Source organism: Pedobacter sp. 22163 (assembly GCF_052045595.1).
In the GTDB taxonomy this organism is placed as follows: Bacteria; Bacteroidota; Bacteroidia; order Sphingobacteriales; family Sphingobacteriaceae; genus Pedobacter.
The window spans coordinates 80,028-94,887 of the sequence record NZ_JBQEPM010000004.1 but is presented as its reverse complement, the minus strand read 5'-3'; the positions used below and the strand labels follow the sequence as shown (position 1 = coordinate 94,887).

Below are 14,860 nucleotides of genomic sequence, written 5' to 3'. Positions count from 1 at the left end.
GTATTATTATTTTAAATATGAAATTTACAAAACAAGACTTATTAACCCTGTTGATAGGTCTTTTTCTTTTTGCATCGTGCAAAAACCCTGATGGTGTTGGTTTAGATGTAGATCCGAACGCTGCAATCACCGGAACGCTGGTGGTATCGCCGGTTAAGTCTCAACTTGTACAAGAAGACGCTGCCAACACCGCCGGATTAAACCGTTATCCATTGGGATACATGGTAGACCCTACCTTTGGAAAAACGGAGGCCGCCCTTGCAATGACTGTTTACCCAATTGTTAATACCGATTTTGGTACTGCTCCAGTATTAGACTCTGCTGTTTTGGTATTAAAATTAGATGAGTCCAGCACGGTGACCAAATTTTATGGAGATACCATCAATTCTAAATACAGTATTGATGTTTATCAATTGGCCAACAAAGTTACGACATACAAAAGTTCTGATATACAGGCAATTAACAACACACTTTTAGGCAACTTTACAGGTAAACTTGCACCAAATACGAAAAGAAAGATATTTGATATTGTTCCGGGCAAAGCTGATACTTTAAAAACCGTACCTGCACAGATCAGAATTCCTCTAAACAAGGCATTTATACAAAACGCCATATTAAACCTGGGTACTGCAGGAACAGCAACAGAGGCTAAGTTTATAGAATCCTTTAAAGGTTTGTATGCACAGATCAATAAAACATCTTCTACAGGTGTTGGAGGGATTGCATTCTTTAATTTTTCGGGAACTGATTCTTACCTGCAGCTGGTTTGGAAAAAAACGAACTCATCAAGCGGTGTAGATACTACCAGTGTAAATTTCCCTATTGGCAAAATGGTTACAAATGCCGCACAAACTGCAAATGTAATTTCTGGTGTAACAGCTAATATTAAACATGATTACACAGGTACGCCAGTGCAAACTCAAATAGATGTTCCAGTTCTACCAGACACCACCCAAAGTTATAACGTAACTTATTTACAGGGTTTGGCGGGTGTAAAAACAAAGCTAACTTTCCCCAGATTGAAAAGTTTTACCAGCACATACGGGAAAGCAATTATCAATAAGGCAGAGCTAGTTGTAGAGATTGGTGAGAATGCGCCAGCATACCCTTTTAATGCCGCTCAACGACTTTCTTTATATCGTTGGGATATTGCACAACAACCAGCCGATATACCTGATTATACAACCTTTTCAAGCAGTGCTTCTGGCGGTGCAGCACTTTTTGGCGGTTATTTCGATTCGTTAAAGAAACGCTACATCTTTATCATAACCAGTTACGTTCAGAGCTTGATTGATAAAAACATCGAAGATGAGGGTACATTCCTAGCCCCTACCTCTTATACCGAATTCCAGAGGACATCTACTGCTACATCTGCAGAAAGATCAATTATAGGTGCAACCAGCTCAACTGCAAATAAGATAAAGCTAAATATTTATTATACTAAAATTAATTAACGGTTTTAATGTAATCACAAAAACTCCTGCTGGCAAAACTGGCAGGAGTTTTTTTGTATTATTATTTTAAGGTTCCGAAATAAAAGCGCATAAAAAAAGCCACCTCTCATCAGGCAGCTTTTTTATGCATTTTAACCCTTAATTAAAACGGAAGATCTCCATTTTCATCTGATGGGCCAATTGTAAATTCATCTTCAATTTTAGTTTCAGAACTTTGATGCGTTGGTGTAGTTGGACTTTGCTCGAAATCACTTTTTCTGCCTAACATGGTAAAATTTTCGGCCACAATTTCTGTTACATATTTTTTAACCTTTTCTTTATCTTCAAAGGATCTTGTTCTTAATTTGCCCTCTATGTAAACCAGTTTACCTTTCTGAAGGTATTTGGAAGCAACCTCTGCTAAGCCACGCCATAACACAATATTGTGCCATTCCGTTTGTTCTACTCTTTTACCGTCTTTGTTGTATGTTTCCGAGGTAGCTAATGGAAAACTGGCTACTGTTACGCCACCGTCTAAATGTCGCACTTCAGGGTCTTTGCCTAAATGGCCTACTAAAATAACTTTGTTAATCCCAGACATAAATATTTTTGGTTAGTTGTTTCGTTTTCTAAGTGTGCGCCGAATAAGATGGTTAGTTACTCCATTTTGTTCTTATAAAAATACTCCAGAACAAAATCATGGATTACTTTTGGCTGCGGTAACTCATCTAATTTACTTAAAGAAACCCAATTAAGTTCCTTTTGTTTATTAAAGTTAAATATATAATTTTTTAATGCAAAAAATTGTACATGGATTATTTGGTGCGTTAATATGTGCTTTTTGGCGCTTATATATGTAAAATCTGCCTTATTTCCGAATACAGATTTTACCTGATCGATGAATAATGGATCGCTCCACACGCATTCTTCTGTGGTTTCCATACTAGGAAAATCATATAAATGTTGCCATATATCCCCCGCTTGCCTTTCCCTGACCAGTACTTTTTCATCTTCAAAACAAACAAAATAATTAATATACCGGTGTTTTTGTTCTGCTTTTCTAATTTTAACCGGCAGCGCATTTACCTGTCCATGGTTAAAGGCATAACAGCTCTGATTAAGCGGGCAAATGCTGCAATTGGGCGATTTTGGCTTGCACTGCATAGCCCCAAACTCCATAATAGCCTGGTTATATAGCGCAGGGTCTTCCTTATAAAGCAAATCATTTGCTAACGCATAAAACTCTTTTTTGCCAGCCGGGCTATTTATCGGCGTAGCTAAACCGTAGAATCTGGAGAGTACACGAAATACATTTCCATCTACTACAGCCCGTGCTTCTCCAGATGAAAATGAGGAAATGGCAGCAGCTGTATATTCACCAATCCCTTTTAATTTTATGAGTTCATCATGCAGGTTTGGGAAGATTCCATGATAATCTTTCACCACAATTTGAGCGGTTGCATGCATATTTCTGCCCCTCGAGTAATAACCCAGTCCTTGCCAAAGCTTCAAAACTTTGGTTTCGGTAGCACTTGCAAAATCGGCAACTGTAGGAAAATTCTCTAAAAACCTATTAAAGTACGGAAGTCCTTGTTCCACTCGTGTTTGTTGTAATATAACCTCTGATAACCAGATGGTATAGGCATCATTGGTATGCCTCCAGGGCAGATCTCTCTTGTTTATCAGGTACCAATTGATGAGTTCATTTTGAAATATCATTACTGCAAATTACGGTCTATTTATCCGATTAAAAAAAAACTTGCAATTGCCTGATAAGTATGGTGATAAAAAAATCATCTTTTATTTCCCTATCTCATTAAAAAGCAATACTTTTGCAACCCCAAAACAGTAGTAATATTAAAACATAATATATAATAAATAATAAAATATGACTAAGGCAGATATTATTTCAGAAATATCAACAAAAACCGGAATTGAGAAGGTTGATGTACAGGAAACAGTTGAGGCATTTTTCAAGGTTATCAAAACCAGCATGATTGGCGGTGAAAATGTATACGTTAGAGGCTTCGGAAGCTTTGTTGTTAAAAAGAGAGCGCAAAAAACTGCGAGAAATATCTCAAAAAACACTGCAATAATTATCCCAGAACACTTCGTTCCTAGCTTTAAACCGGCAAAAGTATTTGTTGATAAAGTGAAAAGCAATTCAAAAAAAATTAACGTAGAAGCCTAAGTCTTATATATGAATAGCAACATCAGATCAAAACAAACCATAGTTATTGGAGCGATTGCATTGCTTGTTGCATTCTTATTTACAAGAGACATTAAGGGTTTGGTTAAACCAACGGAAGAAAATGGAAAAATGCCTTCAAGTGGCCCAATGGCCGGAGCAGCTTCTCCATCAACTACATCGGTACTAAACCTCGAAACTTCGTCTACTGCTGCAAAGAATGTAATCAACAAGAATTTGGCTACAGACATTACAGCTTTAGAAAACAGCTACAAAGGCGCAAATGGCGCAGAGAAGATTGAACTTGCTAAACAACTGGCTCAGAAATGGGACGATGTTGAGCAAATTACGCCATCTGCACTGTATTTAGAAGTTGTAGCCGAAGGCGAACCATCATCAAAATCGTGGTTAGCTGCCGGTAATCAATTTATAAAAGCTTTTGAAAGCACCCAAGATAGCATAGCGCAACCTGCTTTATTGCAGAAAGCCAATGTATCTTACAAAAACGCATTAGAGAAAGACTCTACAAATATTGAAGCTAAAACAGGCTTAGGTGTAACGATAGTAAACGGCTTAGGCGCACCAATGCAAGGTATTGCAATGTTGTTAGAAGTTGTTGCTAAAGAACCCAAAAATGTAAAGGCTAATATGAATTTAGGATTGTTCTCCATAAAATCAGGTCAGTTTGATAAAGCAATTCCTCGTTTTAACACCGTAATTGCCACTGCTCCAACCCCTGAAGCCTATTTTTATTTAGGAACAGCTTTAGAAAATTTAGGCAGAAATAAAGAAGCAGTAAATGCTTACCTATCAAGCAAAAAATTAGCGGCTAACCCAACCTTATCTTCATTCATTGATAAGAAGGTGGCTGAACTAAAGAATAAAAATTAATTAACAGATTAATAAAAACATTTAAAACTTAAAACTATGCCAAGCGGTAAAAAAAGAAAGAGACATAAAATGGCTACCCACAAACGTAAAAAACGTTTAAGAAAAAACAGACATAAGAAAAAATAGTTTCTTATTTGATAAAGCCAGTTAAACCTCATAGTAAACACTATGAGGTTTAAACAATTTATATGATTTTTTTATTGTATATCTTTTTGGCTACATCATTGTTTTTATTTACTATCCATTTGTTAATAGGCGAAAGCCTTAAATCTGTAGCTGTTGGTAAAAGAATTAATTATCAATTCGACTCCTGCCGGAGTTACCATAGCGTTGATTGAAGACAAACAACTTGTTGAGCTTCACAAAGAACAAATCAATATTAACTACGCTGTAGGCGATATTTATTTAGGCCGCATTAAAAAAATTATGCCTGGTCTGAATGCCGCTTTCGTGGATGTTGGTTATGAAAAAGATGCTTTTTTGCATTACTTTGATCTAGGCCCTCAGGTGCAATCTTTAATTAAGCTAACGAAGATCAAGCGTAATGGCTCGGTTACAGGCACATTATTAGATAATTTAAAGCTAGAAGCCGATATTAACAAGGCTGGCAAAATTTCTGATGTGCTCAGTAAAAACATGCTCCTACCTGTACAAATTGCCAAAGAGCCAATTTCTACAAAGGGACCGCGTTTAAGTTCCGACATTTCGATTGCCGGCAGGTATGTGGTACTGGTGCCATTCTCCAATACCATATCTGTATCAAAAAAAATTAAAAGTAATACCGAACGTAATCGTTTAAAAAAGATTATTGAAAGTATTAAACCTCAAAATTTTGGGGTCATTATCAGAACCGTTTCTGAAGGCAGAGGAGTTGCCGAAATGCAAAAAGATCTTTTAGATTTAATTGCTAAGTGGGAAAACTTCATTAAAAAAATGCCATCTACCGAACCTTCAAAAAGAGTTTGGGGAGAAATGGACAGATCATCAACGTTAATCCGTGATATTCTGAACCCTGATTTTACAAACGTTTACGTGAGTACGCCTGAGCTGTACGATGATATCCGTTCTTATGTTCACGACATCTCTCCCGAAATGGAAAAGATCGTTAAACTATACAAACAGAAAGAACCTATCTTCGATCATTTTGGTGTAGAAAAGCAGATTAAAAACGCTTTCGGAAAAACAGTAAACTTACCAGGTGGTGCTTACCTTGTTGTAGAGCACACTGAAGCACTCCACGTGATAGATGTGAACAGTGGAAACCGTACTGCCAGTAAAGAAAATCAAGAAGAGAATGCTTTACAGGTAAACAAAGAGGCGGCCAAAGAAATTGCCCGTCAATTGCGCTTGCGAGATATGGGCGGTATTGTGGTAATCGATTTTATCGATATGCACAAACCAACAAACCGTAAAATGCTATTCGATTATTTGCGTGAGCTGATGTTATTGGATAGAGCCAAACATACTATTTTGCCTCCGAGCAAATTTGGTTTGGTACAGATTACCAGACAACGTGTTCGTCCGGAAATGAATATTGTTACGGTAGAAAAATGTCCGGCCTGCGATGGGACTGGAGAAATTAAAGCGAGTATCGTTTTAATGGATGATATTGAGAACAACCTTAATTATATTTTAAGAGAGCAGAATGAAAAGGGCGTAACACTTTGCGTACACCCATACATAGAAGCTTATATTACAAAAGGCATTTTCAACCTTCAACGCCGCTGGTTTTTTAAATACGGCCAATGGATTAAAGTTAAGGCACAATCATCGTATCACTTAACCGAGTTTCACTTCATCTCCGCAAAAGATGAAGAGATTAAATTATAACTCAAAACACCATTTAACAGAAAGCCCGGATTTTTAAATCTGGGCTTTTTTATTGCGATCAAAACCTCACAGGTTTCAAAAACCTGTGAGGTTTATCAACGAGAAAGGTTAAATTCGTAATCTAAAATTTTAATCAATTGGCAAAATCAAAAAGTGCATTTTTCTGTCAGAGCTGTGGCTACGAATCGGCAAAATGGTTGGGTAAATGTCCATCATGTAACCAATGGAACACATTTGTGGAAGAAATTGTAGAAAAAAGCTCCGCTTCTGTTCCAACCTGGAAAAGTGATAATACAAGTCGAAAATTAAGCAAACCAAGCAAGGTTGATGAAATACAATCATCAACAGAACGTAGAATATTAACTGGCGATAAAGAATTAGACCGCGTTTTGGGTGGTGGATTAGTAGAAGGATCGCTAGTGCTCATTGGCGGTGAACCAGGTATCGGGAAATCGACCTTGATGTTGCAACTGGCTTTAAATTTAAAGGGCAAAAAACTACTCTATATCTCCGGTGAAGAAAGCGAACAGCAAATTAAAATGCGGGCAGAAAGGATTCAGGAAAGCCCCTCATCCAACTGTTACATTTTAACAGAAACTTCTACACAGAATATATTTAAACAGATCGAAATTCTTGAACCTGAAATTTTAGTTGTAGATTCTATTCAGACTTTGCACTCCGCTCATATCGATTCAACACCGGGCAGTGTATCGCAGGTAAGGGAATGTACTGCCGAACTATTACGTTTTGCAAAAGAAACCGGCGTACCTGTTTTCCTTATCGGCCATATCACCAAAGATGGCGCCATTGCAGGGCCCAAAATACTCGAGCACATGGTTGATACGGTTTTGCAGTTCGAAGGCGACAGGCACCACGTTTATCGCATCTTAAGATCCATCAAAAACCGATTTGGTGCAGCAGCAGAACTCGGAATCTACGAAATGCAAGGCAGCGGCTTAAGAGAAGTTTCCAATCCATCAGAAATCTTACTCTCACAACGTGATGAAGAGCTGAGCGGAATCGCCATAGCCGCAACCTTAGAAGGCGCCAGGCCAATGTTGATTGAAACACAGGCCTTAGTGAGTTCGGCAGCATATGGAACGCCTCAACGCTCAGCAACGGGCTTCGATACCAAAAGGATGAATATGCTCTTAGCCGTTTTAGAAAAGCGTTGCGGCTTTAGGTTAAGTACACAGGATGTTTTCTTAAATATTGCCGGTGGAATTAGAGTCGAAGACCCTGCAATTGACCTGGCTGTATTAATTGCCATTATATCATCACATCAGGATATTGCTGTTTCTTCAAAAAATTGTTTCGCAGCAGAAGTAGGCCTATCAGGAGAAATTAGGGCGGTAAACAGAATCGAACAACGTATTGCTGAAGCAGATAAATTGGGTTTCGAAACAATTTACATCTCTAAATACAACTTGAAAGGAATTGCTACAGACAAATACAACCTTGAAATTAAAGCAGTAAGTAAAATAGAAGAAGTGTTCAGTCTTGTTTTTGGATAAATAAAGATGGGGAAACAGCTCAACAAATTTCCACAGAAAGAAGATAATATTCTACATTCCTACAACGCCATTGAATAATAATAATTCGGTAAAAAAACAACAACTAACTGAATACAAAGACATTAACCACAACCAAAACTAAAATTGAACTTTTGGATTCTGGTTTGCCTATAACAATTAAATGTACATCATAAAATGTGATTTGCAATTATAGGGATGATTTTCCCCGTTAATGGATGTTAACGGGGATTTTTTTGTTTTCATTATTTAGAAAAATTTTAAATAACTTTGATTAGATCATTAACCGGATAATTATAAAATCATGAAAAAAATCATTCTAAGCTTGGGCTTTTGCCTATCTGCGGCATTTTCATTTGCTCAAAGCGCATATACTGGTCAAAAATTTGGAGAAGAAGTTAAACCAGGCGATGTAAAACCAGCTGCAAAGATGGAAGCTGCCATGGGGGATAAAAAAATTACCGATATGAAAATCGAAGGCAAGGTGGTAGATGTGTGTAAGAAAAAGGGCTGCTGGATGACTTTAGAGATGCCTAATGGCGATCCAATGCGGGTAACTTTTAAAGATTATGCATTCTTTATGCCGATGGACATTGTGGGCAAAAAAGTAGTTTTGGATGGATTAGCAAAGAAACAAACCATCTCGGTAGAAACTTTACGCCACTATGCAGAAGATGCTAAAAAATCTCCTGAAGAAGTAGCCAAAATTACCGATCCTAAAAAAGAATTGGCTTTCGAAGCTAAAGGCGTAGTGATTTTGGATAAATAAAAGAAAGTCCGGGGTCCGAAGACCGAAGTTAGCGACTGCGTTACACTCCGCTCGAAATGAAGATATTATAAATAAAGAAACCCCGATGCATATGCTGTATCGGGGTTTATATTTTATGAACGGTGATCTTAGATTACCCAGTTCCAACCAAATTCGTCAGGTGCTAAACCATAACGGATATCGTTTAATTTTTTAGCAATGCCATTAGAAATATGTCTTGTAGATGGGTCGGTCAATTTATAGATCTGACCATTAAAGCCCATTTCGCCTACATGCGTTACTGTAGCTGCAGTTCCTGCGGCAAAAGCCTCAGTTAAGCTACCATTTTCAATTCCTTCGATCACTTCTTTAACAGAAACCCTACGTTCTTCAACTTCTACTCCGGCATCTTTAGCCAGTTTAATAATAGTATCACGCGTTACACCATCCAAAACCGTACTACGTACTGACGGTGTAACCAATTTGCCATTAATTACGAAAAGTAAGTTGGCCGTTCCAGCTTCTTCAATAAACTCATGCGTTACCGAATCTGTCCAGATCAATTGATCGTAACCTTCTTTTTTTGCTTGCTCGAAAGGATATAATGAACGTGCGTAATTTCCAGCAGTTTTGGCAAAGCCTACACCACCTTCGTCTGCACGAGTAAATTCAGTTTCGATTTTAACCTTTAATGCACTGCTGTAATATGGGCCAGTTGGGGTGGTTAATAAAGCAAATTTATAGGTATCAGACGCCTTAACCCCCAAATAAGGATCCATTGCAAACATTACCGGGCGGATGTATAAAGCATAATCTTCTTGATTAGGCACCCACTTCTCATCAACATTGATTAATGCGGCCAAACCCTGCATAAAAATTTCTTCAGGAATGCCCGGCATCGACATTCTGGCGGCTGATTTGTTAAAACGTTCGAAGTTTTTATCAGCACGGAAAACACTAATTTTACCATCTGGCTGGCGGTAAGCCTTTAATCCTTCGAAAATCGCCTGTCCGTAATGAAGTGCAGAAATTGCCGGGCTCATCGGAATTGGGCCATAAGGAAGAATCTGTAAATTTTTCCATTCGCCATCTTCGTAGTCGGCAGTAAACATGTGATCGGTAAAAACCTTACCGAACGGTAATTGCGAAAAATCAGTAACAGCCAAACGTGTTTGCACTGCTTTGGTGATTTTTATATCTAATGTCTCGGTCATTGTATTTGAATTTTGAATGGGTGAATGATCGAATGATTGAGTGTTTTATCCGCTCATTCTTTAATTCAATAATTCACTCCTTCTGTCATTAATTATTTCGCGCAAATTAAGAAAAAAGAGGCTTTTTTAATAGCTTTTTGCAATATTAATCTTTGTTTTTGAGTGTTTTAAGTACACTAAGCACCCAGCCTTTACCCCATTCTTCCATTTGCTCGCCCGTCCATAAGAACGGATAAAAGATTCTCTTCTGAAAACGCGGAGGCAGATACTTTTGCCAGTTGGTTCCACCTGTTGCTGCAATATCAACCGGATCTTTCTCCAAATAACGTACGGCCGATTTGTAGTGCGATAAAGGCCATTCTACATTTACATACAAATCTAACTTACGCAACTCCTCTGCAAGGGCAGAAACATCGGCTCCATTCGCTTGCAATTGATGGTATAAAGCAGAAAAATTAGTTAAAGTACGATCTTTAGCCAGTTGTAGAAACTGAGCAGCATACTTTTTAATAAATTGCTTTAAGGTTAAAGTTTGCTTACCTGAAGAGAGTTCGGTTGCACCGAATTTCCAGTAAATATTTTCGAATTGTTCTTCTATAGTTGCAGTACTTAATTCTTCGCGTTTGCTTTTATCTACCAACTGGATAAAATCTGTAGCACAGATCTCGATCATCCGGTACTGGCCAGATTGGAATCCACTGGCAGGTAATAACGACATGCGGAATTTCAGGAACTGCTCTTTCTCCATCCCATCAACCATCACCTCGAAAGAAGTGGTTAAGGCATTAAAATAAGCATTGATCCGTTTTACGCGTGCAGTAAAAAATTCGGCGGTTAAATTTTCATGTTCAGCAATCTGCCTGCATTCGTGTAGTGCAAGCTTAAAATAAAGTTCTGTGATTTGATGGTACATGATGAAAATCTCTTCATCTGGAATTGGTGTTTTAGGATTCTGTAAGCTCAGTAAAGTATCCAAATGAATGTAGTCCCAATAGGTTAAGAAATCGGCATATAAAAGCCCATCGAGGTACGATGCCATATCTTGCCCCATTGCCGTATACTTTTCCTGCAGTTGATGTAGTTTGTCTTTTATTTCGGGTGTGAAATCCATGGTTTAAAGTTAGCTGCACAAAGGTGATAAAGATTTTGCAACAAATAACTAAATTTTATACATTTGGAACAATGGCGATGGAGTACCGCCAAAACCGCCCAAACAGGCTGATGACTCCTACGATTTTTATTTAAAATTGAATTCAAATGCCTGTTAAAAAACTAACAGAAGGATTTCTTCTGTCTATTAAACATTTCATTAAACTCGACTTCGGATTACTCTTAATTAGCACATTAAAGTGGCTATTGATTTCTGCAATATTGGGTGGGATTATAGGCTCTGCCTCTGCCCTGTTTTTAGAAACTTTAAACTGGGCAACCAATTACCGTGAACAACACCTCTGGATTATCGCCTTTTTACCAATCGCAGGTATACTCATTGGCCTGGCTTATCATTATTGGGGTGCAGCCGTTGTAAAGGGCAACAACCTCTTGATTGAAGAATTACAATCGCCCAAAAATGTGATTCCGCTGATCATGGCACCACTCATTTTTGCAGGCACAATTATTACCCATTTATTTGGCGGATCAGCTGGAAGAGAGGGTACAGCTGTGCAAATTGGAGGAGCCTTTGCCGATCAGTTTACGAAACTGTTTAAACTTAAAGCCAGAGATCGAAAAGTGATCCTCATCTGCGGGATCAGTGCTGGCTTTGCCTCTGTTTTCGGAACACCTTTAGCTGGTGCTGTATTCGGATTGGAAGTTTTCGTTATTGGAAGTTTAACCTACAGTTCAATTCTTCCTTCATTTATTACTGCAATTATTGCCGATTATGCCTGCAAAAGCTGGGGTGTTGGGCACACCCATTATTCCATTTCTCTGGTGCCGGAAATGAATTCGATCAATTTACTGTTATCCTTAGGTGCTGGAATATTATTTGGACTGGTGGCGAGATCTTTTTCGGCCTTAAACCATGGCTTATCAAGTCTTTTCAGTAAAATTAAATACCCACCATTAAGGCCATTTATTGGTGGACTAATTTTAATTGGCATTATTTACCTGATCGGAAATACACGCTATATCGGCTTGGGTATTCCGGTTATTTCAGAATCCTTTGTTCAACAAGAAGCGTATTATACATTTGCGATCAAATTATTTTTAACAGCTTTTACCTTGAGTGCAGGGTTTAAGGGCGGCGAAGTTACTCCACTTTTCTTTATTGGGGCCACACTGGGTAGTTTTTTGAGTTTCTTTATGCCCTTACCTGTTGGACTGTTGGCAGGAATGGGCTTTGTAGCCGTTTTTGCAGGGGCAGCGAATACCCCTTTGGCTTGTATTTTTATGGGTATAGAGTTATTTGGCACCTCATCTGGAATTTATATCGCCTTAGCCTGCGTTACAGCTTACTTATTTTCAGGCCACACAGGAATTTATCGGTCGCAAACAATAGGTGCACCTAAGCATTTGTTGCTGAAGAGGCATCAGTTTTTGAGGTAGCGAAGCGCGTGGGGTGCTAGGCGTATAGAGAAAAGCGTTATTGTCATTCTGAACGCAGTGAAGAATCTATCACCACCAAAGCACTAAAAAGGCAGTACTTTATGAGGGCAAGCATAAGAAAGCACATAGATTCTTCGTTGCACTCAGAATGACAGCATGAAAGTTAATACAGCACCCTAAATTTTATCGTTTGCTCGATCTTTTTAAGTGATTTGAACAATTGTTTATCGTACTGCGCATTGATGTCGGTAATGGCATAGCCAATTTCAGGATTGGTCATTAAAAACTGGCTCACAATATTGATGTCGTGCTTGGCAAAAACAGTATTGATTTTCGCCATAATACCCGGGACGTTTTTGTGAATGTGAATTAAACGGTGCGATTTCTCAATTTTCGGCAATTGTAAGTTAGGAAAATTGCTGCTCAGATAAGTTGCTCCGGTATTCATAAAATCGGCAACCCGTTTCGGGATAAAATCTATATTACGTGGATTATTTTTAGGGTCATCGAAAACAACAATACCTTGTTTAGTACATAAATCGAGGTCTATTTTATTTTTCGCATTTCCCAAATATCCGATGGTTTTAAGCTTAGCGGCATTTTTTAACTGTTCTTTGTCTATTTTCTCGCCATCGGCTAGCAAGATAATTCCCACGTCTTTTACATATTTCTCTTCGAAAGAAGTTTTATGGCGAATAGATAAACCGTCATTTTTAAGAATGGATATGGTTAAAGGGTCAACATCGCCAATTACCAAACAAAGAATTCTGTTTTTTGGATAAGAAATTGCACGCGGCAGATCGTTTACATACAAAAACTCATCGAAGCTTGGTGTTACATGGTCTGCTTTAGAAACAATACTTTCGCGGGCTATATTCTCTGTAAATGCAAAAAACTTATTGATGATACCGCTTTCGCGCAGCTGGAAATCAGAATATCCATCACCAATACCGAATAATTCGCCTTCGAGCTTTAAATGCTGAAGTAATTTTACTTTGCCACCTTCTTCACTTAATGGATTGGCATGATCGTAATCTATAATTTTACCATCGCCAGTGGTTACAAAGGTATTGGCATAAATATTTTCCTTTTTAATGTGGTATTGGCTCACTACAGGCGTAATAAATTCCTTAAACCCGCCAGAAACAATCAGCACTTCATCGGCATGTTTTTTAAAAAACTCGGCATTACGCGAAAAAGAGGTAGATACTTTCTTTTTCAAATGTTTGATGAGTTGTTTTAAATGATCTTCGTTAGCTTCAAGAAGCTTAACACGTTGGGCTAAACTTTCGGAGAAGGAAAGTTTTCCTTCCATGGCAAAATTGGTATAATCTTCAATTTTTTGGAAAATCGCTTCTTTATCAGGGTGGTTCTTTAGCGAAATTCGGGCAAGTTCATCAAGTGCTTCTACCTGCGTAAAGGTACTATCAAAATCGATGATGTAATAGGCTTTCTGTTTGGGCATTATCTTAAATGTTGGGTAATTTCTTTTATGCTTTCGGCAACTGGTTTAAAGGTAATACCTGTTTCCGTTTTTATTTTATTGTTATTGTAATAACTTAAGGTTAAACTGCTCTTTGCAGCATCTTTAGTGATGGAAGGCTGTTTACCAGTGAATATGGATGCAAATTTTAGGGCCCTCCAGGCTATTCCGAGCATCCATGATTTTGCCTCTCTTTTTGGTGCTTTAACGCCAAAACCCTGTGCAATTTCGCTGAACAGATCTTTATAATGATAATCATTGGCAGAAATGATATACCGTTCTCCCGAAACTTCCGCCTCCATTAACAAGATCATCACTTTGGCCACATCTTCAACATCTACAAAACCAGAAGCCCCATCGGTATAAAATGGAAAACCACCTTTTACAAGTTTAAAAATTGCCCCACTCCCCTCAAAGCCCGCGTTTTTACCGATAATTACCGATGGGTTGACAATAATAGCGTCTAATCCTTCGGTAATACCCCGCCAAACTTCCATCTCACCCTCGTATTTCGATAAACCATAGGCGTGTGCTCTGGCATCATATTCCCAAAAGTCTTTTTCAGTAATTTTATTGCCCTTTTTAGCATTTCCTAACGCAGCAACTGAGCTTACGTGCAATAAACGGCAATTGTTTTCGGCACAAAGATTTACAATGTTCGAGGTTCCTTCTATGTTTACATGAAAAAGCTGCTTTTTATCTTTTGGATTGAAGGATACAAAAGCTGCGCAATGGTAAACTTTGGTAATCCCGATAAAGGCATCTTCCAGTACAGAAGGCTCGTTTATATCAGCCTCAAACCATTCGATGAGTGGGATATTTTGAATTAGCAAAGGGATTTTAGATTTCTCCCGCCTCAAGGCCCGAACAGCTAAACCGCTATCGGTTAACTGCTTAATTAATTCAGATCCTAAAAATCCAGTTCCTCCGGTTACCAGTATCATTTTATTTTTTTCGAGCTATATGTGGAAATACGCATTCAAAAATAGATATT

13 protein-coding genes and 1 riboswitch are annotated in these 14,860 nt (G+C 38.2%); of the genes, 7 read left to right on the top strand and 6 right to left on the bottom strand.

What is annotated here, in order from left to right:
* Positions 1 to 17 precede the first annotated feature (17 nt).
* Positions 18 to 1,454 carry a DUF4270 domain-containing protein gene (locus tag ACTJKN_RS11530; RefSeq protein WP_440825102.1) on the top strand — a complete coding sequence of 479 codons (1,437 nt, stop codon included), beginning with the start codon at positions 18 to 20 and terminating at the stop codon, positions 1,452 to 1,454.
* Between the two features lie 142 nt (positions 1,455 to 1,596).
* Here ACTJKN_RS11530 and ACTJKN_RS11525 read toward each other — a convergent pair whose 3' ends face one another.
* Complete coding sequence (locus tag ACTJKN_RS11525; protein WP_131028222.1) at positions 1,597 to 2,034, bottom strand: single-stranded DNA-binding protein; 438 nt, start codon at positions 2,032 to 2,034, stop codon at positions 1,597 to 1,599.
* A 56-nt stretch (positions 2,035 to 2,090) separates the two neighbouring features.
* The gene (gene mutY, locus ACTJKN_RS11520; RefSeq protein ID WP_440825100.1) at positions 2,091 to 3,152 is read right to left on the bottom strand and encodes an A/G-specific adenine glycosylase; all 1,062 of its coding nucleotides are present in this window, start codon (positions 3,150 to 3,152) and stop codon (positions 2,091 to 2,093) included.
* A 169-nt stretch (positions 3,153 to 3,321) separates the two neighbouring features.
* On the opposite strand from mutY, the gene ACTJKN_RS11515 reads away from it, so the two are divergent.
* The 5 genes from ACTJKN_RS11515 (at position 3,322) to ACTJKN_RS11495 (ending at position 8,643) form a co-directional block, all read left to right on the top strand.
* Entirely contained in the window at positions 3,322 to 3,624 is a 303-nt protein-coding gene (locus ACTJKN_RS11515; RefSeq protein ID WP_025143406.1) for an HU family DNA-binding protein, read from the top strand.
* A gap of 9 nt (positions 3,625 to 3,633) precedes the next feature.
* Positions 3,634 to 4,512, top strand: coding sequence for a tetratricopeptide repeat protein (locus ACTJKN_RS11510; RefSeq protein WP_440825098.1), 879 nt, complete (start codon positions 3,634 to 3,636; stop codon positions 4,510 to 4,512).
* Between the two features lie 279 nt (positions 4,513 to 4,791).
* Entirely contained in the window at positions 4,792 to 6,342 is a 1,551-nt protein-coding gene (locus tag ACTJKN_RS11505; RefSeq protein WP_029274483.1) for an Rne/Rng family ribonuclease, read from the top strand.
* Positions 6,343 to 6,479: 137 nt separating this feature from the next.
* Positions 6,480 to 7,856 (top strand): DNA repair protein RadA, encoded by a 1,377-nt coding sequence (radA, locus tag ACTJKN_RS11500; protein ID WP_440825096.1) that lies wholly within the window; start codon positions 6,480 to 6,482, stop codon positions 7,854 to 7,856.
* Between the two features lie 322 nt (positions 7,857 to 8,178).
* The gene (locus tag ACTJKN_RS11495) at positions 8,179 to 8,643 is read left to right on the top strand and encodes a DUF4920 domain-containing protein (RefSeq protein WP_440825094.1); all 465 of its coding nucleotides are present in this window, start codon (positions 8,179 to 8,181) and stop codon (positions 8,641 to 8,643) included.
* 128 nt (positions 8,644 to 8,771) lie between these two features.
* Here the strand turns inward: ACTJKN_RS11495 and ACTJKN_RS11490 are convergent, their stop codons facing one another.
* Positions 8,772 to 9,836: a branched-chain amino acid aminotransferase gene (locus ACTJKN_RS11490; RefSeq protein WP_440825093.1), complete on the bottom strand. Its 1,065-nt coding sequence runs from the start codon at positions 9,834 to 9,836 to the stop codon at positions 8,772 to 8,774.
* 145 nt (positions 9,837 to 9,981) lie between these two features.
* Positions 9,982 to 10,947, bottom strand: a complete 966-nt coding sequence (locus tag ACTJKN_RS11485; protein ID WP_230142502.1) for a tryptophan 2,3-dioxygenase family protein — start codon at positions 10,945 to 10,947, stop codon at positions 9,982 to 9,984.
* Between the two features lie 64 nt (positions 10,948 to 11,011).
* Positions 11,012 to 11,074, top strand: a riboswitch (Fluoride riboswitch).
* Positions 11,075 to 11,093: 19 nt separating this feature from the next.
* Here ACTJKN_RS11485 and ACTJKN_RS11480 point away from each other — a divergent pair.
* Entirely contained in the window at positions 11,094 to 12,383 is a 1,290-nt protein-coding gene (locus ACTJKN_RS11480) for a voltage-gated chloride channel family protein (protein WP_440825091.1), read from the top strand.
* Between the two features lie 163 nt (positions 12,384 to 12,546).
* On the opposite strand, the gene ACTJKN_RS11475 is transcribed toward ACTJKN_RS11480, so the two are convergent.
* Entirely contained in the window at positions 12,547 to 13,848 is a 1,302-nt protein-coding gene (locus ACTJKN_RS11475) for an HAD-IB family phosphatase (RefSeq protein ID WP_440825090.1), read from the bottom strand.
* Complete coding sequence (locus tag ACTJKN_RS11470; protein WP_440825088.1) at positions 13,848 to 14,810, bottom strand: NAD-dependent epimerase/dehydratase family protein; 963 nt, start codon at positions 14,808 to 14,810, stop codon at positions 13,848 to 13,850. Before ACTJKN_RS11470 ends, ACTJKN_RS11475 begins: the two co-directional genes overlap by 1 nt.
* Positions 14,811 to 14,860 lie beyond the last annotated feature (50 nt).